At 64.2% G+C, this 26018-nt stretch carries 24 protein-coding genes; 13 read left to right on the plus strand and 11 right to left on the minus strand.

The annotated features are described in order from the left end of the window. Positions 1-300 precede the first annotated feature (300 nt). The gene (locus tag WIR04_RS14055) at positions 301-2103 is read left to right on the plus strand and encodes a hybrid-cluster NAD(P)-dependent oxidoreductase (RefSeq protein ID WP_338887738.1); all 1803 of its coding nucleotides are present in this window, start codon (positions 301-303) and stop codon (positions 2101-2103) included. Positions 2104-2192: 89 nt separating this feature from the next. Here the strand turns inward: WIR04_RS14055 and htpX are convergent, their stop codons facing one another. The 5 genes from htpX to bioB all read right to left on the minus strand — a co-directional run bounded on the left by htpX (position 2193) and on the right by bioB (position 7089). Continuing rightward, on the minus strand, positions 2193-3065 hold the full coding sequence (htpX, locus tag WIR04_RS14060; RefSeq protein WP_025326323.1) for a protease HtpX: 873 nt from the start codon (positions 3063-3065) through the stop codon (positions 2193-2195). 134 nt (positions 3066-3199) lie between these two features. After that, the gene (gene bioD / locus WIR04_RS14065; RefSeq protein ID WP_338887741.1) at positions 3200-3880 is read right to left on the minus strand and encodes a dethiobiotin synthase; all 681 of its coding nucleotides are present in this window, start codon (positions 3878-3880) and stop codon (positions 3200-3202) included. A gap of 134 nt (positions 3881-4014) precedes the next feature. Then, positions 4015-4815: a malonyl-ACP O-methyltransferase BioC gene (bioC, locus tag WIR04_RS14070; RefSeq protein ID WP_338887743.1), complete on the minus strand. Its 801-nt coding sequence runs from the start codon at positions 4813-4815 to the stop codon at positions 4015-4017. After that, the gene (gene bioF / locus WIR04_RS14075; protein ID WP_338887745.1) at positions 4808-6004 is read right to left on the minus strand and encodes an 8-amino-7-oxononanoate synthase; all 1197 of its coding nucleotides are present in this window, start codon (positions 6002-6004) and stop codon (positions 4808-4810) included. Before bioF ends, bioC begins: the two co-directional genes overlap by 8 nt. Next, entirely contained in the window at positions 6001-7089 is a 1089-nt protein-coding gene (bioB, locus tag WIR04_RS14080; RefSeq protein ID WP_338887746.1) for a biotin synthase BioB, read from the minus strand. The genes bioF and bioB overlap by 4 nt, the downstream gene beginning before the upstream one ends. A gap of 191 nt (positions 7090-7280) precedes the next feature. Between bioB and bioA the strand changes: the two genes are divergently transcribed. Both bioA and WIR04_RS14090 read left to right on the plus strand, forming a co-directional pair. Continuing rightward, positions 7281-8555, plus strand: a complete 1275-nt coding sequence (gene bioA / locus WIR04_RS14085; protein WP_338887747.1) for an adenosylmethionine--8-amino-7-oxononanoate transaminase — start codon at positions 7281-7283, stop codon at positions 8553-8555. Positions 8556-8690: 135 nt separating this feature from the next. Continuing rightward, on the plus strand, positions 8691-9512 hold the full coding sequence (locus WIR04_RS14090) for a HAMP domain-containing protein (protein WP_338887748.1): 822 nt from the start codon (positions 8691-8693) through the stop codon (positions 9510-9512). Positions 9513-9532: 20 nt separating this feature from the next. Here the strand turns inward: WIR04_RS14090 and WIR04_RS14095 are convergent, their stop codons facing one another. Continuing rightward, positions 9533-9877, minus strand: coding sequence for a hypothetical protein (locus WIR04_RS14095; RefSeq protein WP_338887749.1), 345 nt, complete (start codon positions 9875-9877; stop codon positions 9533-9535). A 199-nt stretch (positions 9878-10076) separates the two neighbouring features. Between WIR04_RS14095 and asnS the strand changes: the two genes are divergently transcribed. After that, on the plus strand, positions 10077-11477 hold the full coding sequence (gene asnS / locus WIR04_RS14100; RefSeq protein ID WP_338887750.1) for an asparagine--tRNA ligase: 1401 nt from the start codon (positions 10077-10079) through the stop codon (positions 11475-11477). 77 nt (positions 11478-11554) lie between these two features. On the opposite strand, the gene WIR04_RS14105 is transcribed toward asnS, so the two are convergent. The 3 genes from WIR04_RS14105 to WIR04_RS14115 form a co-directional block, all read right to left on the minus strand. Then, positions 11555-12559 (minus strand): NADP-dependent oxidoreductase, encoded by a 1005-nt coding sequence (locus WIR04_RS14105; RefSeq protein WP_338887751.1) that lies wholly within the window; start codon positions 12557-12559, stop codon positions 11555-11557. A 165-nt stretch (positions 12560-12724) separates the two neighbouring features. After that, entirely contained in the window at positions 12725-13522 is a 798-nt protein-coding gene (locus WIR04_RS14110) for an SDR family NAD(P)-dependent oxidoreductase (RefSeq protein ID WP_307765542.1), read from the minus strand. Between the two features lie 117 nt (positions 13523-13639). Next, positions 13640-14731, minus strand: a complete 1092-nt coding sequence (locus tag WIR04_RS14115) for an alkene reductase (RefSeq protein ID WP_338887752.1) — start codon at positions 14729-14731, stop codon at positions 13640-13642. Between the two features lie 234 nt (positions 14732-14965). On the opposite strand from WIR04_RS14115, the gene WIR04_RS14120 reads away from it, so the two are divergent. The 3 genes from WIR04_RS14120 (at position 14966) to WIR04_RS14130 (ending at position 18088) form a co-directional block, all read left to right on the plus strand. Then, positions 14966-15574, plus strand: a complete 609-nt coding sequence (locus WIR04_RS14120; protein ID WP_338887753.1) for a TetR/AcrR family transcriptional regulator — start codon at positions 14966-14968, stop codon at positions 15572-15574. Between the two features lie 351 nt (positions 15575-15925). Beyond that, positions 15926-17269 (plus strand): anaerobic C4-dicarboxylate transporter, encoded by a 1344-nt coding sequence (locus tag WIR04_RS14125; RefSeq protein ID WP_025326310.1) that lies wholly within the window; start codon positions 15926-15928, stop codon positions 17267-17269. Between the two features lie 162 nt (positions 17270-17431). Further along, on the plus strand, positions 17432-18088 hold the full coding sequence (locus WIR04_RS14130; protein WP_338887754.1) for a hypothetical protein: 657 nt from the start codon (positions 17432-17434) through the stop codon (positions 18086-18088). A 139-nt stretch (positions 18089-18227) separates the two neighbouring features. On the opposite strand, the gene WIR04_RS14135 is transcribed toward WIR04_RS14130, so the two are convergent. Together WIR04_RS14135 and dcuC are read right to left on the minus strand one after the other, a co-directional pair. Further along, positions 18228-19367, minus strand: a complete 1140-nt coding sequence (locus tag WIR04_RS14135) for a M20 family metallopeptidase (protein ID WP_338887755.1) — start codon at positions 19365-19367, stop codon at positions 18228-18230. Between the two features lie 137 nt (positions 19368-19504). Then, positions 19505-20881 (minus strand): C4-dicarboxylate transporter DcuC, encoded by a 1377-nt coding sequence (gene dcuC, locus WIR04_RS14140; RefSeq protein WP_338887756.1) that lies wholly within the window; start codon positions 20879-20881, stop codon positions 19505-19507. Positions 20882-21165: 284 nt separating this feature from the next. On the opposite strand from dcuC, the gene WIR04_RS14145 reads away from it, so the two are divergent. The 6 genes from WIR04_RS14145 (at position 21166) to WIR04_RS14170 (ending at position 26018) form a co-directional block, all read left to right on the plus strand. After that, a complete protein-coding gene (locus WIR04_RS14145; RefSeq protein WP_162519153.1) occupies positions 21166-21480 on the plus strand; it encodes a hypothetical protein in 315 nt (104 codons plus the stop codon). Positions 21481-21680: 200 nt separating this feature from the next. Then, on the plus strand, positions 21681-22031 hold the full coding sequence (locus WIR04_RS14150) for an ArsC family reductase (RefSeq protein ID WP_025326305.1): 351 nt from the start codon (positions 21681-21683) through the stop codon (positions 22029-22031). Positions 22032-22053: 22 nt separating this feature from the next. After that, positions 22054-23181: a succinyl-diaminopimelate desuccinylase gene (dapE, locus tag WIR04_RS14155; protein WP_338887757.1), complete on the plus strand. Its 1128-nt coding sequence runs from the start codon at positions 22054-22056 to the stop codon at positions 23179-23181. After that, positions 23178-23867 (plus strand): M15 family metallopeptidase, encoded by a 690-nt coding sequence (locus tag WIR04_RS14160; protein WP_139746288.1) that lies wholly within the window; start codon positions 23178-23180, stop codon positions 23865-23867. The genes dapE and WIR04_RS14160 overlap by 4 nt, the downstream gene beginning before the upstream one ends. Further along, positions 23864-24010 (plus strand): hypothetical protein, encoded by a 147-nt coding sequence (locus WIR04_RS14165; RefSeq protein ID WP_080675092.1) that lies wholly within the window; start codon positions 23864-23866, stop codon positions 24008-24010. The genes WIR04_RS14160 and WIR04_RS14165 overlap by 4 nt, the downstream gene beginning before the upstream one ends. 280 nt (positions 24011-24290) lie before the next feature. Beyond that, a complete protein-coding gene (locus WIR04_RS14170) occupies positions 24291-26018 on the plus strand; it encodes a potassium/proton antiporter (protein ID WP_338887758.1) in 1728 nt (575 codons plus the stop codon).

The following is a 26018-nucleotide window of genomic DNA, read 5'->3' on the forward strand; positions in this document are numbered from 1 at the left end:
CCGTGTAGCCTGGGCAGACGGTGGCCGGATGGGGAAGAAGCGAAAGCGTCAGAAACTGGAAGCTGATGGGATGATGAGCCGTTTTTTGTACGCACCGGGGGATCAGGATCAATAAATGTTGCACTTTATGAGGAGTTACCCCCGGGATCCGACCCCGATCACATGGCGCCAATGACAGGCACCGGTCAGGCGCCTCCTCTCTTGCCCCCCATGATGGGGGGCAAGAGAGGATTGCCGCACGGGGCAGGAATCGTTATCTTGCCCTCTTCACTGGAATCGCCACAGCACAAGGACCCTGACATGCCCAGCCTCGCCAGCATACATCTCTACCCCATCAAATCGACGGCGGGCATGCCGCTGACCCGTGCCCTGGTGACCGAGGAGGGGCTGCTGGGGGATCGCCGCTACATGGTGGTCAAGCCGGATGGCAGCTTCATCACGGCCCGCACCCATCCCCAGTTGCAACTGGTGACGGCCACCCCGGTGGAGGGCGGCCTGCAACTGCGTTACCCGGGAATGGCGCAGCTCAGGTTGCAGGAAGCCGACTTCAGCCGCGCTCCCCAGGCTACCGGGGTCTGGGGCGACAGCTTCCATGCCCTGCACACCCAGTCCCAGGCCGATGAGTGGCTGAGCCGGGTGGCGGGGGAACCGGTTCGCCTGCTCTGGCTCGGCGAAACCTCTGACCGCTTTCGGGAAAAGACAGGCACCAGGGTCAGCTTTGCCGACGGCTATCCCCTGCTGCTGATAAGCCAGGCCTCCCTGGAGGATCTCAACCTGAGATCCGATGCCTTGCACCAGATGAGCCAGTTTCGCACCAACCTGGTGGCGAGCGGCACCCGCCCCTTCGAGGAGGATGGCTGGAAGCGGATCCGCATCGGCGAGGTAGAGTTTCGGGTGGCCAAGCCCTGCAGCCGCTGCATCATGACGACTGTTGAGGCGGGTACGGATCGCTTCAACGCCCTGAAAGAGCCGCTCGCCACCCTCACCCGCTATCGTCGTGGCGAGGATGGGGATGTCTATTTCGGCCAGAACCTGGTGGCCCTGAACGAGGGCTGGATCGAGGCGGGCAGCGAGATAGAGGTGCTGGAGAGCGCCCGCTCCCCCGTCTACCCCAATGCGGCGCCGAAGAAGCGGGAGCTGGTCTGCGTGGCCCGTGAGCCCCTGGCCCGTGATCTGGAGACCTTCTGGTTCGAAGCCGCCGACGGCGAGCCCCTGCCCGACTACCTGCCGGGTCAGCACCTGCCCATCAGCCTCGACATCAAGGGGGAACGGCAACAACGCCGCTACACCCTGAGCTCCACCCCGGAGAGGCCCGAGCGTTACAGCATCAGCGTCAAGAAGCTGGCCGACGGCCGTATCTCCCCCTGGCTGCACCATGAGCTGAGGGTGGGCGACCACCTGCTGGCCGCAGTCCCGGCCGGGGAGTTTCACCTCGGCACCGAGCGCAAGCTGCTGCTGCTCTCGGCGGGCTCAGGCGTCACCCCCATGCTGTCGATAGCCCGCACCCTTCATCTCAGACACGAACTCGGCGACGTGCACTTTATGCACCTGTGCCGCAGCGAGGCCGACATTCCGGCCGCCGCCGAGCTGCACGCCATGAGTCAGTCCGGCATGCAGTTGACCCTGATCCTGAGCCAGCCCGATGCGCACTGGCAGGGCATGAGCGGTCGCCTTGGCAAGGGGCACCTAGAGCAGGTCAGGGATCTGCTGGCGCGGGAGATCTTCCTGTGCGGCCCCCACGGCTTTATGAGCGAGGCAGTCAGGCTGCTGCAGGAGCAGGGAGTCGCCGCCGAGCGCATCCGGCAGGAGAGCTTTGGCGGAGCCATCCTCTCGGTGGCCCGTCCCCACAAGGCGGTGCAGCTGCGCATCGGCGAGCAGACTTTCGCTGGCAACAACCAGGGCACCATACTGGATCAGGCCCACAAGCAGGGAGTGGAGCTGCCCTGGAGCTGCCGCGCCGGCATCTGCGGCAGCTGCAAGCAGACCCTGCTCGAAGGGGAGGTGGATCACCCGGATGCCCCGGCCATCACAGCCGCCGAGCGGGCCGCGGGCAAGATCCTCACCTGCTGCGCCGTGCCCCTCTCCGATCTGGTGATCAAATAGGATGATGGCGCCGCCACGGGCCGGCGCCATCACCACCAAAAAGCAAAACGGCTGCCCTGAGGCAGCCGCTTTCTTATGGCGTCTGGCAATCAGCCACGCAGGGCGGCGATACGCTGCTCGATGGGCGGGTGGCTCATGAACAGCTCGCTCATGGAACGCTTGCCGTTGATGCCGAAGGCCATCATGGAGCCTTCCAGCTGCGGCTCGGCACCGCGGGCGAGACGCTGCAGCGCGGCTATCATCTTGTCGCGACCGGCCAGCTTGGCGGCACCGGCGTCGGCGCGGAACTCGCGCTGACGGCTGAACCACATGACGATCATGGAGGCCAGCACGCCGAAGATCATCTCCAGCACGAAGACGGTGATCATGTAGGCAAAGCCACCGGAGCTGCTGCTCTCCTCGTCGTTGTTGGAGCTGAAGACATTGCTGATGACGCCAGCCACTATGCGGGCGAAGAACATCACGAAGGTGTTCACCACCCCCTGGATCAGGGTCAGGGTCACCATGTCGCCGTTGGCCACGTGGCTCACCTCGTGGGCCAGCACGGCTTCCGCCTCGTCACGGCTCATGCTGTAGAGCAGGCCGGACGACACGGCGACGAGGGAGTCGTCACGGCGGGCGCCGGTGGCGAAGGCGTTCATCTCGGGGGAGTCGTAGATCCCCACTTCCGGCATCTTGATGCCAGCCTCACGGGCCTGACGGGCAACAGTGCTCACCAGCCAGTGCTCTGTCTCGTTGCGGGGTTGCTCGATGACCTGGACGCCATAGCTGCGCTTGGCCATCCACTTGGACATCAGCAAGGAGATAAAGGAACCCCCAAAACCGAACACGGCACAGAACACCAACAGACCGGAAATGCTGGACTTGTTGATCCCCAGAACCGAGAACAGGATATTGAGTACCACCCCCAGCACCAGCATGACGGCCAGGTTGGTCACCAGGAATAGCATAATTCGCTTCATATTGACTCCTTGTGAGATATAGATGCATGGTTCGGGCCAATTCACCATCGACCTGATACCACACCTGCTCCCGATCATAGACAGACTCGATGAATGTTTGCTGAATGTCGGGCCCAGCGAAGCTGCCGAGGGGGTCAGCCCAGGGGCGAGATGTCGAGACAGCCGCGCAGATCCGCCTCGAGCGGCTGGTCTACGAAGGGGATCTCACCCAAAAATGGGGCCGGCAACAAGGCTTTCAAGGTGGCCAGGTTCTCCGGATAGCGACTCATGTGCGGATCCACCCGATTGACCACCCAGCCAGCCAGGGTCAGCCCCTGATGGCGGATGGCGGCGCAGGTGAGCAGGGCATGATTGAGGCAACCCAGCTTGGCCCCCACCACCAGGATCACCGGCAGGCGCTCCAGGGCGACCCAGTCCGACAGCAGATACTGGTGATCCAGCGGCAAAAACCAGCCCCCCGCCCCCTCGACTATCACCAGTTCGGCCCCGGCCCGCTCAATCTCCCGCAATCCAGCCGACAGACCCGTCAGAGGAATGCTCGCCCCCACCTCCTGCGCGGCTATGTGAGGGGCTATGGGGGGCTCGAAGGCATAGGGGTTGACCGAGTCGATGGGCAGCGGGAGGCTGGCGGCCGCTTGCAACTGCTGGGCATCGAGGTTGTGCAGCCCCTCCGGGGTGCGGGCACAGCCGGCGGAAACCGGCTTGTAGCCGGCGCAGGCGATGCCTTGGGCGGCGAAGGCTTGCAGCAGGGTGCGGGCGACCAGGGTCTTGCCCACGTCGGTGTCGGTGCCCGTGATGAAATAGGATCTGACCATGATGATTCCTCAGCGCAGTGCAAGGTGGCGCTCTGGCGCCACCTTGGTATCAGTGATGGGCTTGTGCCCGACTGGGCGGCGAACCTAATGGTGGCCGCCCGGCCCAAGGCAAAAATGAGTGATCCCGCAGCCGATCAGCGGCGAACCAGGCGCCCGAGGCAGACCTCATAGCTGGCGGCAAGCAGGCCGTCGGGCTGGCGGTGGCGTTCATAGGCTTCCCCGAGACGCCTCAGGCGCTGGCGGTTGCCAAGCCCCGCGGCCCTGTCGTCATTGACCTGGCTGGCCCCTATGCCCTTGAGATCCCGCAGCAAATCATTGAGCTCCAGATAGGCGAGGGACCAGGTGACAGGGGTCAGCTCCGGTGCCTGAAAACCCGCGGCGCCAATGGCCTGCTGCAACTGGGGCAGGGCGAGGAAGCGGTTGACATGGGCGTGCCCGTCGACAGCACTCCAGGCTTCGCGCAACTGCCACAGGGACCCCGCCAGCAGGGTCGAGAAGAAGAACTGGCCACCGGGCTTGAGCACCCGGTGGATCTCGGCAAAGGCCTGGGCCGGGCGCTCGCACCACTGCAGGGCCAGGCTGGAGAAGACCCAGTCCAGGCTCTGATCCGCGAAGGGCAGCGCCTCCGCATCGCCGCACACCAGCCGGGCGTCGCTGCCACGCAGGGCGGCCTGCGCCAGCATGCCGGGAGCGAGATCCAGCCCGTGCAACTGCTGGCAACGTCCCGCCAGCGCGGGCAGGAAGAAGCCTGTGCCGCAGCCCAGATCCAGTCCGCTCACCGTCAACTCGATGCCAGCCTGCCCGTCCGGCATCAGGTCAAGCAGTGCCTGCCCCACCTCCTGCTGGAAGCGGGCATGGGCGTCGTAGTGACGCGCGGCCGCCCCGAAGCGGCGGGCGAGCTGGGCCTTGTCGACCTGCTGGAAACGCTCATGCATGGCAAGCCCCCTCGGCACCTGCACCTGACGGGCAAGGGCCCAAGGCGTCGAGCAGGCTGTCCACATCCTCTTCTCGGTGCGCCGCACTCAGGGTGATGCGAAGGCGCGCCGTGCCGACCGGCACAGTGGGTGGACGGATGGCGCTGACCCAGACGCCGCTATCCCGCAGCCGCTGGGCCAGTTGCAAGGCAGCCGCGCTCTCCCCCACCAGCAGGGGCTGGATCGGCGTGGCGCTTGTTCCAAGCTGCCAGCCCAGCGTCTCGGCCCCCTGCCGGAAGCGGGCGATCAGCTGGCCAAGATGAGCGCGAGCATCATCAGCAGCGCGAACCAATTCGATACTCTTGCTGACCGCACAGGCCTGGGCGGCCGGCATATGGGTGCTGTAGACATAGTGGCGGGCAAAGTTGACCAGGTACTCCACCAGCTCGTGGCTGCCCCCCACGAAGGCCCCGGCGACGCCGAGCGCCTTGCCAAAGGTCCCCATCTGGATGTGCACGCTGGCAGGAGCAACCCCTTGCGCCGCCAGGGTGCCGCGCCCCTCTGGACCCAGCACACCGAGGCCGTGGGCATCGTCGATCATCAGCCAGTTGCCGCTCTGGGCTGCGAGTGTTGCGAGCTCGTGCCAGGGAGCCTGATCCCCGTCCATGCTGAAGACCCCTTCCGAGACGATCAAGCCCCGGTCTGGCTCAAGCTGACGCGCGAGCGCAGCCATATCGTTGTGGCCGAAGCGCTTCATCTTGCAGGGCAGCTGGCTGCCCATCTCCTGCAGGGAGGCGTGGTTGAGCCTGTCCTGCCACAGCAGGTGCTCCTTGCCGAGCAGGGCCTTGAGCACCGCCTGATTGGCGGAAAAACCGCAGTTGAACAGCAGCACCGCCTCCACCCCGAGCCAGTCGGCAAGCGTCTCTTCCAGCTGCTGGTGGGCGCGGCTGTAACCTGTCACCAGGGGCGAGGCGCCAGCGCCCGCACCATGGCGGTCGATCCCCTCTTTGAAGGCGGCCTTGATGGCGGGATCATCGGCGAGTCCTAGGTAGTCGTTGGCAGAGAAGTTGAGGTAGTCGCGGCCATCGACCACCAGCCTGGCCCCCGTGGGGCCATCGGTGGCGATGCGGCGGCGCAGCAGGGCCGCCTGCTCGCGCCCGGCCAGCGCCTCCCCCAGCGCAAAGGGGCCGGTGACAACAGGGGAAGTCATGGACGGACGGCACCTGCGCGGGGGCGGGTGGCATCGTAGAAGATCTCGGTCGGCTCGCTCTGGCGGCTCACCTCGGCCAGCAGCTCCTCTTCTTGTACCTGATCCGGCTTCTGGGCCCGCTGGGCGGGACGGATGCCGAGCCGCTTGAACAGCTGCATGTCGCTGTTCTCGTCGGGGTTTGGGGTGGTCAGCAGCTTGCAGCCGTAGAAGATGGAGTTGGCCCCGGCCATAAAGCACATGGCCTGCATCTGCTCGTTCATCTTCTCCCGCCCGGCGGAGAGGCGCACATGGGAGGCGGGCATCATGATGCGCGCCACCGCTATGGTGCGGATAAACTCGAACGGATCCAGGTTCTCCTCGTTCTCCAGGGGTGTCCCCTTCACCTTGACCAGCATGTTGATGGGCACGCTCTCCGGGTGGCGCGGCAAATTGGCCAGCGCCATCAAGAGGCCCGCCCTATCCTTGGCCTGCTCCCCCATGCCGACGATGCCGCCGGAGCACACCTTCATGCCGGCGCCGCGCACGTGCTCCAGGGTATCCAGCCTGTCCTGATAGGTGCGGGTGGTGATGATGTCACCGTAGAACTCCGGCGAGGTATCGAGGTTGTGGTTGTAGTAGTCAAGGCCGGCGGCACCGAGGCGAGCTGCCTGATCCGCGGTCAGCATCCCCAGGGTCATGCAGGTCTCCATCCCCAGCCCGCGCACCTCCTCGACCATGCGCAGTATGTAGGGCATGTCCCGCTCCTTCGGGTTGCGCCAGGCGGCCCCCATGCAGAAGCGCGACGAGCCGTTGGCCTTGGCCTCCCGCGCCCGCTCCAGCACTTTTTCCACCTCCATCAGCCGCTCGACCTCGAGCCCGGTGTGGTAGCGAGCGCTCTGGGGGCAATATTTGCAATCCTCCGGGCAGGCGCCGGTCTTGATGGAGAGCAAGGTGCTCACCTGCACCTCGTTCGGGTCGAAATGGGCGCGGTGTACCGTCTGGGCCTGGAACAGCAGATCGTTGAATGGCAGGGCAAACAGGGCCTGAACCTCGGCAAGGGTCCAGTCGTGACGAAGGGCGTGACCGCCCAGGGTGAGAGCATTCATACATGGCTTCCAGTTGTTATAAGTGGGATCCTGCGCCGCCATCCTGGGATGAAGGACCGCAAAAGCCGCCACCGGCCGACCTCCCCGTTGTGAGGCCTGGCGCCAAGTGGCTGAAATTGTTGGCTAGTGTAGAGAGCGCGCGTAGACTGTCAACACCGACCAGATCAAACCAATTGACAACAGAACACAAAATGACCAACCAAGAATTCGACCTGCACCACGTCTGGCACCCCTATACCTCCCTCACCCATCCCCTGCCCTGCTATGAAGTGGCCAGCGCCAAGGGGGTGACCCTCACCCTCAGCGACGGCCGTGAACTGGTGGATGGCATGAGCTCCTGGTGGGCCTGCGTCCACGGCTATCAGGTGCCCGAACTGGATGCCGCCGCCACCGCCCAGCTCGGCAAGATGTCCCACGTGATGTTTGGCGGCCTCACCCATGCCCCTGCGGTGGAGCTGTGCCGCAAGCTGGTGGAGATCACGCCAAAGGGGCTGGATCGGGTGTTTCTGGCGGATTCCGGCTCGGTGGCGGTGGAGGTGGCGCTCAAGATGGCCCAGCAGTACTGGCACGCCAAGGGGACGCCCCGCGCTAAATTCGTCTCCCTGCGGGGCGGCTATCACGGCGACACCTTCGGCGCCATGAGCGTCTGCGACCCGGATGGCGGCATGCACGAGCTCTACAAGGGCTTCCTGCCGGAGCACCATTTCGTGGCCGCCCCGAGCTGCCGCTTCCACGCCCAGTGGGACGAGAGCTGCGTGGTGGAGCTGGCGGAGCTGGTTGCCGATCGCCACGAAGAGATAGCCGCCATAGTGCTGGAGCCCATAGTACAGGGGGCCGGCGGCATGCGCTTCTATCACCCCCGCTACCTGCAGTGGGTGCGCGCCCTGTGCGACGAGTTCGGCCTGCTGCTCATCGCCGACGAGATCGCCACCGGCTTTGGCCGCACCGGTCAGCTGTTTGCCTGTGACTGGGCCGGTATCAGCCCCGACATCATGTGTCTGGGCAAGGCGCTCACCGGCGGCTACCTGACGCTGTCGGCAACCCTGACTACCGAACATGTCGCCCGCACCATCTGTGACGGCAAGGCCGGGGTCTTTATGCACGGCCCCACCTTTATGGGCAATCCGCTCGCCTGCGCGGTGGCCAACGCCTCCATCGATCTGCTGCTGGCCTCACCCTGGCAGGAACGGGTACAGGCCATCGAGCATCAGCTGCGCACCGAGCTGGTGCAGCTTACCCTCCATCCGGCGGTGGCGGACGTGCGGGTACTCGGCGCCATCGGCGTGGTGGAGATGAAGGAGCGGGTGGACGTGGCGCGCATCCAGCGCAAGTTCGTGTCGCTTGGAGCCTGGATCCGCCCCTTCGGCAAGCTCATTTACCTGATGCCCCCCTTCGTCATCAGCCCCGAGGAGCTGCGGGTGCTGACCCGCGCCATCCATGAGGCCATCGCCAGCGGCGAATTCTGAGTCGCGATGAATAGGCCCTGCATGAGAATGCAGGGCCTTTTGGCTCTTTTTCATCATAATGTGAGCAAGACACCAGAACCCGGCTGGCGAGGGGAGTAGACTGCGCGGGTTTTACCCAACAGATGTACCTTTCCCATGCGCCTCTCCATCACTGCCAAGATCAATTTCTTCCTGCTCTTCATCTTCTCCATGGTATTGGTGTTTTCCGCGGCCTATCAGGCGGTGCGCGAGCGCGACCTCATCCTGACTCTCATCAAGGAGCAGAGCCGCGAGCAGACCGAGGCCTATTTCGACGGCCTCAACATGCTGATGCTGACCGGCAAGATGGAGGCCCGCGACACCCTGCGCGCCAAGTTCCTCGACCACGCCCACGTGGAAGATGCCCGCATAGTGCGCGGGGCTGCGATCAACAAGCAGTACGGGGCGGGCCGCGACAGCGAGGCCCCCAAGGACAGATTCGATGCCCTGGCCCTGGCGGGCAAGGGGAGCCTGGAGGTGGTGCACGACGGCACCCACAGCAAGCTGGTGGTGACCCGCCCCCTGCTGGCCAAGAAGGACTTTCGTGGCACCGACTGCACCAGCTGTCACCAGGTGCCGGAGAATACGGTGCTGGGGGCGGTGCGCTTTGACTACTCCCTCGATACCCTCTTTACCCGGGTCGAGCAGAACATCCTCACTTCGGCACTTATTCTCACCGGTATCTTCGGGCTGGGGCTGCTGCTCACCCTCTGGGTCATCCGCACCTGGATAGTCCGCCCCCTCAACCAGCTGACCCGCTCCATGGAAGAGGCCACCGATCTGCACGACTTCGGCCACCGGCTGGAGGGGGATGAAGGGGACGAGATAGGCCGGGTGGCGCTCGCCTACAACCAGATGCTCGACAGCGTGGAGCGCCAGCTCGGCAAGCGCCCCGCCCCCTCGTCACAGGACGATAAGCCAACGGATCACTCCAGGTAGTAAAACAGCAGGCTGGCGGCTCACTCCAGGTAGTAAAATAGCAGGCTGGCGATCAGGATCAGCAGCAGGATGAAGAGGTTGACATGCAGCGCATCCTCTTGCCGTCGGCTGCGCCTGCGCTCCAGCGCCAAAACCCCCAGGGTCAGCAGACAGCAACCCCAGAGCCCGTGCACCAGCCAGGGGGTCAGGGCGGGATCCCAGCCCTGACGCACCTTGACCCCGCCATAGACCAGAAAGCCGTAGGCAATATCGGGGCGGGCATGGTGATAGAGGCCGAGCAGGGCGATGAAGCCGCCCCAGCAGAGGATCACCAGCCCCTGGAGCACCCGTATCCAGCCATCCGGCCCCCGCCTGCGTTCCTTCACTCTCACCCCCTGCCCAACCGACCGGATCCATGCAAGATTCATGGGGAAAACCCCGCAAGGGTCCGACATTTTTGCTTGTTTATCAAACCCGCGCGGGTAAGATTAACGGCTTAGTCTGCCATGGTGGGCCACTCATGCCCGGGCCAGACCCCTAGTGTTGCAAATAGCGCTGCAAGAACAAGCTGGAGACAATATTTCGATGACGCACGCATCCGTAGTAGATGTGCTGACCGGTAAGTATGCGGTTGGCACCACCCTGACAGTGAAAGGGTGGATCCGGACCCGCCGCGATTCCAAGGCGGGGATCTCATTTTTGGCCATATCCGATGGCTCCTGTTTCCATCCGGTACAGGCCGTCGTTCCCAATACCCTGGCCAATTACGAGAATGAAGTGCTGCGTCTGACCACCGCCTGCTCAGTGGAAGTGACCGGTGTGGTGGTGGCTTCCCAGGGCAGCGGCCAGGCCTTCGAGCTGCAGGCCTCCGAGGTCAAGGTAGTGGGCTGGGTCGAAGACCCGGACACCTACCCCATGTCTGCCAAGCGCCACAGCATCGAGTACCTGCGCGAGCAGGGCCACCTGCGTGCCCGTACCAACGTGGTCGGCGCCGTGACCCGGGTGCGCAACTGCCTGGCCCAGGCCATTCACCGCTTCTTCCACGAAGAAGGTTATCTGTGGATTGCCGCCCCCCTCATCACCGCCTCCGACACCGAAGGCGCCGGCGAGATGTTCCGCGTCTCCACCCTGGACATGGAAAACCTGCCGCGCACCCCCGAAGGCAAGGTGGATTACGACAAGGACTTCTTCGGCAAGGAGACCTTCCTGACCGTCTCCGGTCAGCTCAACGTCGAGACCTATGCCTGCGCCCTGTCCAAGGTCTACACCTTCGGCCCGACCTTCCGCGCCGAGAACTCCAACACCAGCCGCCATCTGGCCGAGTTCTGGATGGTGGAGCCGGAAGTGGCCTTCGCCAACCTGGAAGACAACGCCGCCCTGGCCGAAGCCATGCTCAAATACGTCTTCAACGCCGTGCTCAAAGAGCGCCGTGACGATCTGGAGTTCTTCGCCCAGCACATCGACAAGGACGCCATCGACCGTCTGGAGCGCTTCGTCGCCTCCGACTTCGCCCAGATCGACTACACCGACGCCATCGAGGTGCTGAAGAACTGCGGCAAGAAGTTCGAGTTCCCTGTCTCCTGGGGCATCGATCTCTCCTCCGAGCACGAGCGCTACCTGGCCGAGGAGCATTTCAAGTCCCCGGTGGTGGTGAAGAACTACCCGAAAGACATCAAGGCCTTCTACATGCGCCTCAACGACGACGGCAAAACCGTCGCCGCCATGGACGTGCTGGCCCCGGGGATCGGCGAGATCATCGGTGGCTCCCAGCGTGAGGAGCGCCTCGAGGTGCTGGATGCCCGTCTGGCCGAAATGGGCCTGAACAAGGAAGATTACTGGTGGTATCGCGACCTGCGTCGCTACGGCACAGTGCCCCACTCAGGTTTCGGCCTGGGCTTCGAGCGTCTGGTGGTCTACGTGACCGGCATGGGGAACGTGCGCGACGTCATCCCCTTCCCGCGTACCCCTCGCACCGCCGAGTTCTAATCGCGGACAGCACACGAATCGCAAAAAAGCCGACCCTGTGGTCGGCTTTTTTGTTCTTTGCTGTCGCCCTGCGTCTGTCACGCCAGGCTAACGACCACCTTGCCCTTTGCGCGACCGGTCGCCAGATAGGCGAGCGCCTCGCCGGCCTGTTCAAACGGAAAGACCTTGTCGATCACGGGCCTGAGCTTGCCCTCGTCGAGCAGCGCGGCAATCCGGGTCAGCTGGGCACCATCCGGGCGCACGAACATCATGCCGTAGGTGATACCCCGTCGCCGGGCAAGACGGTGGATCTTCCAGCTCATCAGGCCAAACAGGGCGGTCATGATGACATTCATGTTTCTCGCCCGCGCAAAGGCCGCATCCGGCGGGCCGACCAGCGACAGGAGCCGCCCCCCCGGCCGGAGGATCGACAGTGCCCGTTCGATCGCGTCACCCCGCAAGGTCCCCAGCACCAGATCATAACCCTGCAATAGCGCATCGAACTCCTGCCGTCTGTAGTCGATCACCACCTCGGCCCCCAACTGCCCTACCCACTCGGCGTTCGCCGTGCTGGTGGAGGTCGCGACGAAGGCCCCCAGGAGCCTGGCAAGCTGAATGGCAAAGGAGCCTATGCCGCCGGAACCCGCGGGAATGAACACTCTCTGCCCCGGCGCGAGTGAGGCCTGCTCGGTGAAGGCCTGCCAGGCCGTCAGCGCCACCATGGGAATGGACGCCGCCTGAACGAAGTCGAGGCTGGCCGGCTTGAGGGCCGCCGCGTGTTCGGGCACCACAACCCATTGCGCCAGGGCGCCGCGCCCCAGATCGAAGAGGCTGGCATAGACGGCATCCCCCGGCCTAAACCGCGTCACCCGGCTGCCGACCTCCACCACCACACCGGCCAAATCGCTGCCGAGCACGGCGGGCAGCTCAAACTTGAGCAGGGGTTTGAAGGTGCCCTGCGGGATCATGTTGTCGATGGGATTGAGGCCGACGGCATGCACCTTGACCAGGATCTCGTCCGGCCCCATGGTCGGGTGCGGCAGGTCGGCGAGCCCGGGTCGTGCCGAGCGACCATAGTGTTTGAACACAAAGGCTTTCATCATCTTGTTACCAGAAAACATGAGGTGACCGAACCAGGCCTGTCCCACACAGGGCAGCGGCACAGGTCAGGCACGTCTCATCGCGAGGATAAAAGAGGCGGTCTGGAGAGAGCATTGCGGGTTGGGCGTGGCGCCGTCCCCAGCAGACCGCCGGTCTTGTTGCCGGGATCAGCGGCCCTGAGGCGCAACCTGATAACGTTCGGCGGCATGGGCCTGCCGAAGGTCGGAGAGCAGCGCCTTGCGCGCGCCATCGAGCTCATCCCAGCGACTGGCCTCATGCAGCGGCGGTATGGTCACTACTTCCCGGCGATCGAAACCGACCAGGGCAGCATCCACCAGCTCCTCCACCGCCATCAACTCCGGCAAGCTGTCGGGATCGATGCCGGAGCGTGCCCAGATCTCGGTGCGCGTGCCAGCGGGCAGCACCGCCTGCACATAGACCCCGGCGGGAGCGAGTTCCAGGCTCATCCCCTGGGAGAGGAACAGCACGAAGGCCTTGGTCGCGCCATAGAGGGTCATGCCAAACTCGGGCGCGAGCCCGACCACGGAGCCGATGTTCACTATTGCCCCCTCCCCGGCTTGCACCAGCCGTGGGGCTATGGCGGCCGCCAGGCGAGCCAGTGCCGTGGTGTTCAGGGTCACCAGTTGCTCGACGCTACTGGCGGTCTGCGCGAGGAAGTGGCCCACCTGACCCGCCCCTGCGTTGTTGATCAGGATACCGATGCTGGCATCATCCCGTAGCCGGGCCTCCACGGCGGCCAGCTCCCGGGATTGGGTGAGGTCGGTGGGCAGGATGTCGACGGCGACGCCGTACGCCTGGCGCAGGCGGCCGGCCAAGTCCGTCAGCCGCGCCTCATCGCGGGCGACGAGCACCAGATCGTGGCCGCGCCGGGCGAAGCGGTCGGCATAGGTGGCGCCAATGCCACTGGAGGCGCCAGTGATAAGCACTCTGGGTTTAATGGTCATGATGTCATTCTCTCTGTGATCGTTTTGAACCGGGATGGATGTCGCGCCAGGCACTCAACGGCCTATGGCGCTGCGTCGACAGGGGGACCAGCTATGACGCCCCCTGCCGATGTACGTTTACTCGTCGGCACCCGCCAGGGCCGGGTAGTCGATGTAGCCCTCGGCGCCGCCGCCATAGAGGGTTTCGGGTTTGAGCGCGGCGAGCGGGGCTCCCTGCTGCAGGCGCTCGACCAGATCCGGATTGCTGATAAAGGGGCGGCCGAAGGCAAACAGGTCCGCCTTGCCCTGGGCCAGAGCACTGCTGGCCAGCGTCAGGTCATAGCCGTTATTGGCCAGATAGGTCTGCTTGAAGCGCCGGCGCAGGGAGGCGAAATCGAAAGGGGCGACATCCCGGGGGCCACCGGTGGCGCCCTCTATCACGTGCAGGTAGACGACCCCCAGATCGCTGAGCCGCTCGACAAGATAGTCGTACTGCGGCTGGGGATTGCTGCAGGAGATGCCATTGGCCGGAGAGACGGGGGAGATCCTGACCCCGGTGCGATCGGCCCCTATCTCCTCGGCCACGGCGGCGGTGACCTCGAGCAGCAGCCGCGCGCGGTTATCGATGGAGCCGCCATAGCCGTCGGTACGCAGGTTGGCCCCATCCTTGAGGAACTGCTCCAGCAGATAGCCGTTGGCACCGTGGATCTCGACCCCGTCGAAGCCAGCCGCCATGGCGTTGGCAGCCGCCTGACGAAAATCGTCGATGATGCCGGGAAGCTCCTCCAGCGCCAATGCCCGGGGCATAGACACCTCGACGAAGTCATTGTTGACGAAGGTCTTGGTCTGGGCCCGAAGGGCCGAGGGGGCCACCGGCGCCACCCCATCGGGTTGCAGCGCGACGTGGGAGACACGGCCGACGTGCCACAGCTGCACGAAGATCCGGCCTCCCCTGGCATGCACCGCATCGGTCACCTTGCGCCACCCCGCAATCTGCGCCGCCGTGTAGAGGCCGGGGGTATCCTGGTAGCCCTGAGCCTGGACCGAGACCTGGGTCGCCTCGGCGATCAGCAGACCCGCCGTGGCCCGCTGGCTGTAATAGGTGGCGGCATGCTCGCTCGGGACCAGGCCGGGGCCGGCACGGTTGCGGGTGAGCGGCGCCATCACGATGCGGTTGGCGAGGGTGATGGGGCCAAGGGTATAGGCCTCGAAGAGTCTCTTGTCTGTCATGGCGTGCCTCTGTCATGTGGAACATGGGTCTGGGGAGGAAGGTAGTCCGTATCCCGACATAGCGCCGCCATGATCAGAGGCTGCAAGCGTCAATCGAGTGTCACGGCGCTCAACCCCTTCCCGGGGTCTGCGCATTAAAGATGACGATCATCATCTTTGCAGTCAAGCATTTTGATGATGACCAACATCAATGTATAGTGATCACCACTTCCATGATTCAGAGGACGACCGGGTATGAGGGTCACCAAGGCACAGGCTCAGGCGAACCGGGCACATATAGTCGCCACCGCAGCCAAACTGTTTCGCGAACGGGGTTACGATGGCGTGGGGGTGGCGGATCTGATGGCGGCGGCCGGCTTCACTCACGGCGGTTTCTACAAGCACTTTCCCACCAAGGCGGACCTGATGGCAGAGGCCGCGACCTGCGGGTTTGAACAGAGCCAGGAGAAAACCAGCCCCCTCGATGCCCCCGAGTTTGTCAGGCATTACCTGTCCAGAGAGCACCGCGATGCCCCAGGGGATGGCTGCATCATGGCCGCACTGTGCGCCGATGCGGCGCGGCAGCCGGCACAGGTCAAGACCGCCTTCGAGGCCGGTATTGAAGAGATGCTGGCCCGCACCTGTGGCCTGAGCGACACGCCGGATGCACAGGACACCCGGGTCCGTCGCGCCAGGGGGATAGCGCTGATGGCACAGATGGTAGGGGCCATCATGCTGTCACGGGCCTGTCCGGATGAGTCTCCACTGGCCGACGAGATCCTGGATGCCTGCAGCGCAGCTCTCTTGTCCCGGCTCTCCTCGTCCGAAGAGGCGGCCACCACCGAGTCAAACCAGGACACTTGAACCGACCAGCCGGACTCATTGCCAGGCTCGCAGGCCAGCCCCGGCCTGTGACACCCCTTCATCGTCCCCTGCCGACTCCTGACAGGGGCGCCCCCCGCCTCCCATCCTGATCCTCGAATAAATCCCCCCCCTCTTCCCCTGCCTGTCAGGCTCCCGAACGCCCCTGTTCAAGGGCATATCCATAGTTTTTATGCACTTAAATCGGAAAAGGGTCTGTTATTGAACCACCTCAATTTTTTACCCCTTTAGGGGTGCCAGAATACCCGCTAACCCTTTAGGGGCAAATAACGAGAGATGCTCCCGGGCCCCAGGGCCGATGCGGACATGGATTCAATCACACGAGGTAATGGAATGATCTTGATGGAATTTTTGGTGGTACTCGGCTGCTTGCTGCTGGGTACCCGCTTTGGGGGCATGGGACTGGGTCTCATCAGTGGCATAGGCCTCTTCCTGCTGACCTTCGTCTTTGGCCTGGTGCCGGGCGAACCGCCGGTGCAGGTGATGCTGACCATTCTGGCGGTGATCGGCTGTGCCGCCACCCTGCAGACTGCCGGTGGCCTCAACCTGATGATGCAGGTGGCCGAGCGTCTGCTGCGCCGCCACCCGCAATACATCACTATCCTGGCGCCCCTCACCACCTGGACCCTCACCTTCCTGTGCGGTACCGGCCACGTGGTCTACACCATGTTCCCCATCATCGCCGACATAGCGCTGCAGAAGAACATCCGTCCCGAGCGCCCCATGGCCGTGGCATCCGTTGCCTCCCAGATGGCGATCTGCGCCTCCCCGGTCTCGGTTGCCGTGGTCTCCATGGTCTCCATCCTGGCGGCCGGTCACGGCATAGGTCAGGCTTACGGCTTGCTCGACATCCTGATGATCGCCATCCCCTCCTCCCTGACCGGTGTGGTCATGGCGGCCCTGTGGAGCCTGCGCCGTGGCAAGGATCTGGACAAGGACGAGGAGTTCCAGGCCAAGATCCAGGATCCGGAGCAACGCGCCTTCGTCTACGGTGGCGGTGAGACCCTGCTCAACACCAAGTTCCCGAAAGAGGCCTACTGGTCTACCTGGATCTTCTTCGCCGCCATCGCCGCCGTGGTATTGCTCGGTGCCAACGAAGGGTTGCGTCCGGTGTTCACCATCAAGGACAAGACAGGCCCCCTCTCCATGAACCTGGTGATCCAGATGATGATGCTGATCGCCGGTGCCATCATTCTGATGCGCTGCAAGGTCAAGCCGGGTGATATCTCCAACGGTGCCGTCTTCAAGGCGGGCATGGTCGCCATCTTCTCCGTGTTCGGGGTTGCCTGGATGAGCGAGACCTTCTTCCAGGCCCACATGCCGCTGCTCAAAGAGACCCTGGCCCACGTGGTACAGGCCCAGCCCTGGACCTACGCCCTGGTGCTCTTCCTCATCTCCAAGCTGGTGAACAGCCAGGCCGCCGCCCTGACCGCCATCGCCCCCATGGGGCTGGCGCTGGGGGTGGAGCCCAAGCTGCTGATCGCCTTCCTGCCGGCGAGCTACGGTTACTTCGTGCTGCCGACCTACCCGAGCGATCTGGCCTGTATCGGTTTCGACCGCTCCGGCACCACCCGCATCGGCAAGTTCATCATCAACCACAGCTTCATCATTCCGGGGCTGATCGGGGTCAGCAGCTCCTGCGCCCTGGGGTATGTGCTGACCACCATTCTGCTCTAATCGCAATAGCGTTTAGCACGCCACTGCCAGACAGGCCCCCGCTGCGGGGCCTGCTCTTTTCTCCTCCCGGTGAATTCCTGCCACGATTTCCCGCTGCGGCTTTACCTGCGCCCCCGCCGCTGGGTAGCATGAGCCCCCTCGTTCACCATCGGAATCTCATCCATGTCTCGCGTCATCCTGCTCTGGAGCGGTGGCAAAGATGCCATGCTGGCCCTCTGTCATGCTCGCGCCGCGGGTCATCAGGTGGTGGCCCTGGCCACCTTTGCACCGCTAAAGCCCCGCTTTCTGGCTCACCCCTTGCCGCTGGTGCGCCGTCAGGCGGCGGCCCTCGGGCTGCCTCATCTGCTGATCACCATAGAAGCGCCCTTCGAGCAGGGCTATGAGACGGCGCTGAGCCACTTGCAGCAGGAGTGGGCCCTCGATGGGGTGGTGACCGGCGACATCGACAGCGTGGGCGGGGCGCCTAACTGGATCCGCGAACGCTGCCAGCCGCTCGGGCTCGCCGTCCATACCCCGCTCTGGCAGCAATCTCGCCAAGGGCTGCTGGCGGATATGCTGGCGCGCGGCATAGTCGCTCACCTCTCCTGCGTCGATACCCGGGTGCTGGCCCCGGAATGGGTGGGGCGTTCACTGGATGCCGCCACCCTCAGCGAGCTACAGCAACTGGCCGAGCGCGAGGGCTTCGATGCCTGCGGCGAGCAGGGGGAATACCACAGCATGGTGACTGACGGCCCGGGCTTTGCCGCCCCGCTGCGCCTCGATGGCTGGCAGCTGGCGCGCCAGGCTCATCTGGCCTATCTGGCCGAACCTCAGGGGTAACGGCCCCAAGCCATCTGGCCCGCTCGCTCGGCGCGCGAAAAATCGAGATAAAAAAACGGGAGGCAACAGCCTCCCGTTTGGGTTTTAGCGGGCCAGTTTTGAGCGGGCCAATAGCGACCCGAACAAGGGCTAAACCAGCTTATTTCGCCAGCTTGCCCAGCACCCGCTGCAACAGGCGGATGCGCGGCTCGATGCTACCCAGCAGCAGGAACTCGGCCTCCGAGTGGAAACCGCCCCCCATGGGACCGAAGCCATCGAGGGACGGCACGCCGGCCGCGGCGGTGAAATTGGCATCAGATCCGCCCCCCGCCTCCAGCCAGTTGAAGGAGATCCCCTCGTCTGCCGCAGCCGCCTCCACCAGCGCCATCAGCGCCTCGGTGTTGCCACTCGGGCGCATCGCCGGCTTGAAGCTCTGGCGATCCACCTCGACCCGGCAGCCCGCGAGGAAGGGGTTGTTGGCCATAAAGCCGAGGCGGTCGTGCACCGCAGCGGCCTCTTCGTTGCTCCAGAAGCGCAGATCGACGATCGCCTCGGCAAAATCCGGCACCACGTTGACGCCGGTGCCGCCCTGCACCACACCCACGTTCATGGTGGTGCCGGTCTCCATATTGACCTGCTCGTTGATGGCCAGCACCCAGTGCGCCAGCTCTGTGATGGCGGAGACCCCCTCCGCCAGGGCAGATCCCGCGTGGGAGGCCTTGCCGTGGAAGCGGATGCGGTACTTGGCGTTGCCCTTGCGGGCGCTGATGAGATCCCCGCTCGGGCGGGCCGCCTCGGCCACCAGCACGCAGGCGCTCTGCTTGGCCTTCTCCACCAGCCAATCCTTGGACCAGGGGGAGCCGATCTCCTCGTCACAGTTGCAGCAGACCAGCACCTTGAGCCTGGCCAGCACGGCGGGATCCATCCCTTGCAAGGCATACCAGGTGGAGAGCAGGCCGCTCTTCATGTCCGAGACGCCGGGGCCAAAGGCCTGATTGCCTTCAATCTTGAACGGGCGCTTGGCCGCCGTCCCCTCGGGGAAAACGGTGTCCATGTGGCCCACCAGCATGACGTCGTAATGATCGGCGCCCGGGGCATTGGTTGCCTCGAGGCAGGGGCCGCACTCAGTGGCGAACTGGTGGCGAGTCACCTGCCAGCCGATGGCCTCATATTTCTCGGCCATGATATCGGCCACCCGAGCCACCCCGGCCGGGGTGCGGGTGCCGCAATCGAGGTTGATGAGGGGGACCAGATCGGCCAGATAGCTATCGAGGGAAAACGGACGCATGAGGTTGGTCATTATCTTCTCCATGAAACAATCTGCGCGGATGCGAGATTGTTTTTGCAACGATAAGGATGGGCGAGCAGTCAGCCCGGCCTTGTCAATGGCGGTCGGCCAGCCCGCACCGGGTGGCCGCCTCCTGTAAACCAGAGCCTTTACATGAACAGCAGATAGTTGAGCAGCAGTGCCGTCACCAGGGCGCCGGCCATGGGCACGCAGGTGCGCTTGACCACCACGAAGGGGGAGACCTTGGCGATCCCCGCACAGGCGATCAGCACCGCCGCTATGGGGGAGACGGTGCGGCCAATGCTGGAGGCCAGCTGCATCGGCAGCAGCATGGTCACAGCAGGCACACCGAACTTGGCAGCCACCGCCGGCGCCAGGGTGGAGAAGCTGAGGAAGGCCGCGTTGCCGGAGCCCATGATGACCGCCGCCACCATGATCAGCGCCACCATCACCAGGGTCATCAGGCCGCTGCCGATACCGGCATTGCTGGCAGAGTGGAGCAGGGTATCGATGGCGCCGATGGCCTTGAGGGATTCGGCAAACAGCTCGGCACAGACGATGAGCGCCACCACCGGGCCAAACACCTTGCCCATGCCGTCGAGGAAGCTGGAGAGCCCCGCGAAGGCGGTACGCACCGAACGGCTACGCAGCAGCTCGCACAGCATGCCGATGAACACCGATAGCAGCATGGCCACCTCCACGCTCATCTTGATGTCGTCCACCAGCAGCTTGGAGAAGGTCATCATCAGCACGAAGGGGATGATCGGCAGCAGGGCATACCAGGTGGGCGCCTGCACGGCCTCGGCGCCCTGTTCGTCCAGCTCGGCCGGATCGCCGCGATGCAGGGCCGGATCCCAGCCATCCTGGCGATCGCAGTGACGCTGCCAGAAGAAGTGCAGCATCATGGTCACCAGCAGCATGGGGGCCACCAGCCAGATCTGGTAGTCGACGAAGTAGCTGGTCGGATCCATGCCGGATTGACCGGCGGAGAAGATGGCGTTGGTCTGGGTCGGGCCAATCTCGAACGCCTGGGAGGTGGCGATGACGCCACAGGCCGACGCCGGGCTGATACCGAGGTTGCGCATCACGGGGTACATGGTGACCATCAGCAAGAGGCCGAGGCCGGTGGCGGAAGTGACGAACAGGGAGACGAATACCGCCACCAGATAACAGATGGCCAGCATCAGGTAGCTGGACTGGATGCCCGCCACCGGCTTGACCGCCACCCGCACCAGGGACTGGGAGGCGCCGATATGGGACATGTAGGTGGCAAAGCCTGCCACCGCCATGATGGTGAGGCCAAGCCCCGCCGCCCGGTAGGAGAAGATCCCCTTGAACACCTCGAACAGGTCGAACAGGGCGAACCCCGTGCTCTTGTCGGCAGGCAGTATGGGGTGTAACCCCAGCCAGTAGGCCACCGCGAAGATGGCCATGCCTGCCAGCGCCAGCACCGCCTGCGGGTTGTAATCCTTGACGATGCCGTAGACCACGGCCATCAGCACGAGCAAGACGAATAAGAGTTCCAAAGTGCGCTCCTGATAAGATTATCGAGGATCGAAATCTAGTGGCGAGCCCCTCTTTTCCCCTTGATCCCTATCAATAAAAGTGGCTTGAATGACAAAATGCAGCATTAAATTTTGATAAATCAAATAAAATTGGTACATCAATCCAATCCCGGCGCACCAGCATGGTCGGCATGAGCTCCTGGCCAACAACCTCCACTTTTTTTGCGTTGGATCAACGCCCGCCAGGGGTGAACTGGCCAAGATGCCCGTCGACACAGAGCGACCATTTCGCACCGGAGAGAGTTATGACAAGCCAAGCCACCGCAGGTGTCTCTACCTGCGACTACAAGCTGTGGGACATCCTCGTCGAGTCTGCAAAGGAACGCACCACCATTCGTTATTCCAAGCTGGCCAGGCAGGCCGGGCTGGAACAGTGCCAGGATGAGCTGCGCACCCTGTTGCAACGCATCCGCATGTACTGCACCGAAAACAACCTGCCGATCCTCTCCGCCATAGTGGTGGACGACGTGGGCAAATACACCGGCCTCTCCTCCAGCCTGCCGGATGCGCCCTGGGAGCGGGCCCGGGTCTTCGACCACCAGTGGACCACCCTGCACTGATTACCCCCTTTCCCACAAGACGCGCCCCCAGGCGCGTTTTGGCTATCTGCCCCCTCGCTTTTTCTTCCCCTCCCCGCTGGTAAAACCAGCCAGCCCGGCCATGAGCGTTGCCATGGCTGGGCCACAATGCCAGAATCGGGCCCTTGCATGATTTCACGTTCGGAATTCAGGGCCCCGGGCCCGCAGATATAGGATCTCCCATGGCCACCACCCTCTATGGCATCAAGAACTGCGACACCATCAAGAAGGCCCGCAAGTGGCTGGACGAGGCTGGCATCGACTATCGCTTTCACGATCACAGGGCCGATGGCCTCGAGCCTGCCCGGCTGGACGGCTGGCTGAACCAGCTGGGCTGGGAAGCCCTGCTCAACACCCGAGGCACTAGCTTCCGCGCCCTGCCGGAGGAGGCCAAGCAAGGGCTGGACACCGCAAAAGCCCGCGCCCTGCTGCTGGAACACCCCGCCATGATCAAGCGCCCGCTGCTGGACAAGGATGGTGAACTGACCCTGGGGTTCAAGGCAGACCACTACCAATCCCTCTTCTCTCGTTAAACTTTTCTGTTAAGGAACGCCGATGTCGGATGTCATCGCACTGGCCAAGGATCTGATCCGCCGCCCCTCAGTTACCCCCCTGGACGAAGGGTGCCAGACCCTGATGGCGGAGCGCCTCGCACACCTGGGCTTCGTCATCGAACCCATGGTGTTTGAAGACACCACCAACCTCTGGGCCCGCCGTGGCAGCGAGGGGCCGCTGTTCTGCTTCGCCGGCCACACCGACGTGGTGCCCGCCGGGCCGCTGGACAAATGGCAGACGCCACCGTTCGAGCCGACCATCCAGGCTGGCATGCTCTATGGCCGCGGCGCCGCCGACATGAAGGGGTCGCTGGCCGCCATGGTGGTGGCCACCGAGCGCTTCGTGGCCGAGCACCCGGATCACCAGGGTTCCATCGCCTTCCTCATCACCTCCGATGAAGAGGGCCCCTTCATCAACGGCACTGTGCGCGTCATCGACACCCTGGAGGCGCGCAACGAGAAGATCCGCTGGTGCATCGTCGGCGAGCCCTCCTCCACTGCCGTGGTAGGGGACGTGGTGAAGAACGGCCGCCGCGGCTCCATCACCGGCGATCTGCTGGTGCGCGGGGTACAGGGCCATGTGGCTTACCCCCATCTGGCGGACAACCCCATCCACAAGGCGGCGCCGGCCCTGGCGGAACTCGCCGCCACCGTCTGGGACGAGGGTAACGCCTACTTCCCTCCCACCAGCTTCCAGATAGCCAACATCCAGGCCGGGACCGGCGCCTCCAACGTCATCCCCGGCGAATTGCAGGTGCAGTTCAACTTCCGTTTCAGCACAGAGCTCACCGATCTCGACATCCGCGAGCGGGTCGAGGCGCTGCTGACCCGTCACGATCTGGACTTTGAGCTGAAGTGGACCCTCTCAGGCCAGCCCTTCCTGACCGATACCGGCGCCCTGCTGGAAGCCACCGTCGCCGCCGTGGCCGCGGTCAATGGTCAACAGCCTGCCCTGCTCACCACGGGTGGAACGTCCGATGGGCGCTTTATCGCCCCCACCGGGGCTGAAGTCATCGAACTGGGCCCGGTCAACGCCACCATCCACAAGGTGAACGAGTGTGTGAAGGCGGACGATCTGGATCTGCTGGCGGAGATGTACCAAGGGGTGCTGGAGCACTTGCTGGCATGACCCAGGATCAACTGCTTGGGCTCGACGAGAGCCACCTCATACTGGTGGGGCGCGGGCCCCACCGCCTGACCGCCGCCACGGCGGCGGCCTTCAACGACATGCAGGTGGCGGCCGCCTATGAAGGGTTCAACCTGCAGGCCGCCTCCAGCTGGCGCAGCTTCGAGCGCCAGCTCGCCATCTGGAATGGCAAGTGGCGCGGGGAGCGGCCCCTGCTGGACGCCGACAACCGGCCACTGGATGCGCTGCAGCTCGGGGAGACAGAGCGGCTGCACGCCATCTTGCGCTGGAGCGCCCTGCCGGGCACCAGTCGCCATCACTGGGGCACGGATCTCGACATCTATGATCCGGACTGCCTGCCCGCCGGTACCAGGCTGGCGCTGGAGCCCTGGGAGTATGAGGCGGGAGGCTGGTTTGCCGATCTCGGCGAGTGGCTCGGGGATCACATGAGCGACTTCGGCTTCTTCCTGCCCTATGCCAAACCGCTGGATGCGGCTCAGGGGGTCGCCTACGAGCCCTGGCACATCAGCTTCGCCCTGGAGTCCGCTGAACAGCGGCTGGATCCGGATGCGCTGGCGCTTTGCCTGCAACAGGCGGATATTGAAGGCAAGGCGTGCATACTGTCCCATCTCGACGAGATCCTGGCCCGTTATGTCACTGCCGGTCACACCGAAAGGAGAATCCGATGAGTGTGTGGTTATGGATAGGCCTGCCGCTGCTGTTTTTGCTCGGCCTGTTTCTCAATGCCATCAAGGACATGAAACAGCTCGAAAAGCAGTTGCCGAAATACAAGGACAAGATCCGGGAAGTCAAGGACGACGAGGACGACTGACCTCCCCCGCAGGAGCCCGATGGCGCTCCTGCGCCCCCACCCCGGCCCCTGGCCGGGATCGATGCCGGCCTGCTGACAACCCGGCACCCGCCCCCCGAAAATGGGCACCAATTGCCACTCCTTTCCCCTCTTTCTCGTCCCCCTCAGGCCCCGCGCCTACTGCTTAAAAACAGCACAACAACCGTAAAAAACTGCAAATCGATGCACAATTAAGCCACACAAAGGGGTGCAATCTGCATATAATGTGCCTGTTTTGCCGCCCGCCATAAGGAGTTAGCCATTGGATGCCACCACCATCAACAGTTTCTTTTTTATCGGTGCCTTGTTGGTGGGAGCCAGTGTCCTGTTAAGTGCGCTCTCGTCCCGGGTCGGCATTCCCATCCTGGTCATCTTCCTCGCCGTCGGCATGCTGGCCGGTGAAGATGGTCCCGGCGGCATCCACTTCGCCGACTACTCTGTCGCCTACCTGGTGGGCAACCTGGCACTGGCCATCATCCTGCTGGATGGCGGCATGCGCACCCGGGTCTCCTCCTTTCGGGTTGCGCTCTGGCCTGCCCTCTCGCTCGCCACCGTCGGGGTGGCCATCACCACAGGCCTGACCGGTCTGGCCGCCGCCTGGCTGTTTGACCTCAACCTGATGCAGGGGATGCTGATCGGGGCCATCGTCGGCTCCACCGATGCGGCGGCTGTCTTCTCCCTGCTCGGCGGGCGCAGCCTCAACGAGCGGGTCAGCGCCACCCTGGAGATAGAGTCCGGCAGCAACGACCCCATGGCAGTCTTTCTCACCGTCACCCTGATAGAGGTGCTGGCCAGCGCCCAGCAGGGGCTGGACGCCGGTTTCCTGCTGCTGCAACTCATCAAGCAGTTTGGCCTCGGCGCCGGCATAGGCCTGGCGGGGGGCTGGCTGCTGTGGCGGCTCATCAACACGGCCCGCCTGGCCCCCGGGCTCTATCCGCTGCTCACGGTGAGCGGCGGCCTGCTCATCTTCGCCCTCACCACGGCTGTGGGGGGCAGCGGCATCCTCTCCATCTACCTCACCGGCCTCCTGCTCGGCAACCTCTCCCTGCGCAGTCGCAGCACCACCTTGTCGGTGCTGGACGGCCTGACCTGGCTCAGCCAGATCGGCATGTTTCTGGTGCTGGGGCTGCTCGCCACCCCGAGCAATCTGCTGCCCATCGCCGTGCCGGCGCTGGCCCTGGCCATGTGGATGATCCTCTTTGCCCGCCCGGTGTCTGTCTGGATAGGCCTGCTGCCGTTCAAGAACTTCGCCCCCCGGGAGCGCTGGTTCATCTCCTGGGTCGGCCTGCGCGGCGCCGTGCCCATCATACTGGCGGTCTTCCCCATGATGGCGGGGCTGCCCAACGCCCAGCTCTACTTCAATGTCGCCTTCTTCGTGGTACTGGTCTCCCTCATCCTGCAGGGCAGCTCGCTGCCGCTGGCCTCCAGGCTGGCGCGGGTGGAGGTGCCGGCACCGCCGTCCCCCATCAACCGCTCCGGGCTCGAGATCGATCTCGACAGCCAGTGGGAGACCTTCGTCTATCGCCTGAGCGCCGAGAAGTGGTGCATCGGCTCGCCCCTGCGGGAGTTGCGCATGCCCCAGGGCACCCGCATCTGCGCCCTGTTCCGCGGCCAGGAGCTGCTGCACCCCTCGGGCAGTACCTGCCTGCAGTCGGACGACATCCTCTGCGTCATCGGCCACGAGCGGGATCTGCCCGCCCTCGGCCAGCTGTTCAGCCAGGCACCGGAGCAGGATCTGGGCCCGCGCTTCTTCGGTGACTTCCTGCTGGAGGCGAGCGCCAGGCTGGTGGATCTCGCCCCGCTGTACGGGCTGGATGTGAGCGAAGTGGCGGATCAGACCCTGGGCGATTTCATTGCCCATCAGTTGGGCGATAATCTGGTAGTGGGTGACCACGTCGCCTGGCAGGGCCTGCTCTGGACGGTGGCGGAGATGGAAGAGAGTGAGCCTCGCAAGATAGGGGTACGCTTCCTGGAAGAAGATCCGGTCTAG

It is taken from the genome of Aeromonas rivipollensis (assembly GCF_037811135.1).
Taxonomy (GTDB): Bacteria; Pseudomonadota; Gammaproteobacteria; order Enterobacterales; family Aeromonadaceae; genus Aeromonas; species Aeromonas rivipollensis.

What these genes read in the sequence shown, in the direction of transcription:
- WIR04_RS14055 (WP_338887738.1), top strand. Translation starts at nt 301, where the DNA reads ATGCCCAGCCTCGCCAGCATACATCTCTACCCCATCAAATCGACGGCG.
- htpX (WP_025326323.1), bottom strand. Translation starts at nt 3,065, where the DNA reads ATGAAGCGAATTATGCTATTCCTGGTGACCAACCTGGCCGTCATGCTG.
- bioD (WP_338887741.1), bottom strand. Translation starts at nt 3,880, where the DNA reads ATGGTCAGATCCTATTTCATCACGGGCACCGACACCGACGTGGGCAAG.
- bioC (WP_338887743.1), bottom strand. Translation starts at nt 4,815, where the DNA reads ATGCATGAGCGTTTCCAGCAGGTCGACAAGGCCCAGCTCGCCCGCCGC.
- bioF (WP_338887745.1), bottom strand. Translation starts at nt 6,004, where the DNA reads ATGACTTCCCCTGTTGTCACCGGCCCCTTTGCGCTGGGGGAGGCGCTG.
- bioB (WP_338887746.1), bottom strand. Translation starts at nt 7,089, where the DNA reads ATGAATGCTCTCACCCTGGGCGGTCACGCCCTTCGTCACGACTGGACC.
- bioA (WP_338887747.1), top strand. Translation starts at nt 7,281, where the DNA reads ATGACCAACCAAGAATTCGACCTGCACCACGTCTGGCACCCCTATACC.
- WIR04_RS14090 (WP_338887748.1), top strand. Translation starts at nt 8,691, where the DNA reads ATGCGCCTCTCCATCACTGCCAAGATCAATTTCTTCCTGCTCTTCATC.
- asnS (WP_338887750.1), top strand. Translation starts at nt 10,077, where the DNA reads ATGACGCACGCATCCGTAGTAGATGTGCTGACCGGTAAGTATGCGGTT.
- WIR04_RS14105 (WP_338887751.1), bottom strand. Translation starts at nt 12,559, where the DNA reads ATGATGAAAGCCTTTGTGTTCAAACACTATGGTCGCTCGGCACGACCC.
- WIR04_RS14110 (WP_307765542.1), bottom strand. Translation starts at nt 13,522, where the DNA reads ATGACCATTAAACCCAGAGTGCTTATCACTGGCGCCTCCAGTGGCATT.
- WIR04_RS14115 (WP_338887752.1), bottom strand. Translation starts at nt 14,731, where the DNA reads ATGACAGACAAGAGACTCTTCGAGGCCTATACCCTTGGCCCCATCACC.
- WIR04_RS14120 (WP_338887753.1), top strand. Translation starts at nt 14,966, where the DNA reads ATGAGGGTCACCAAGGCACAGGCTCAGGCGAACCGGGCACATATAGTC.
- WIR04_RS14125 (WP_025326310.1), top strand. Translation starts at nt 15,926, where the DNA reads ATGATCTTGATGGAATTTTTGGTGGTACTCGGCTGCTTGCTGCTGGGT.
- WIR04_RS14130 (WP_338887754.1), top strand. Translation starts at nt 17,432, where the DNA reads ATGTCTCGCGTCATCCTGCTCTGGAGCGGTGGCAAAGATGCCATGCTG.
- WIR04_RS14135 (WP_338887755.1), bottom strand. Translation starts at nt 19,367, where the DNA reads ATGACCAACCTCATGCGTCCGTTTTCCCTCGATAGCTATCTGGCCGAT.
- WIR04_RS14145 (WP_162519153.1), top strand. Translation starts at nt 21,166, where the DNA reads ATGACAAGCCAAGCCACCGCAGGTGTCTCTACCTGCGACTACAAGCTG.
- WIR04_RS14150 (WP_025326305.1), top strand. Translation starts at nt 21,681, where the DNA reads ATGGCCACCACCCTCTATGGCATCAAGAACTGCGACACCATCAAGAAG.
- dapE (WP_338887757.1), top strand. Translation starts at nt 22,054, where the DNA reads ATGTCGGATGTCATCGCACTGGCCAAGGATCTGATCCGCCGCCCCTCA.
- WIR04_RS14160 (WP_139746288.1), top strand. Translation starts at nt 23,178, where the DNA reads ATGACCCAGGATCAACTGCTTGGGCTCGACGAGAGCCACCTCATACTG.
- WIR04_RS14165 (WP_080675092.1), top strand. Translation starts at nt 23,864, where the DNA reads ATGAGTGTGTGGTTATGGATAGGCCTGCCGCTGCTGTTTTTGCTCGGC.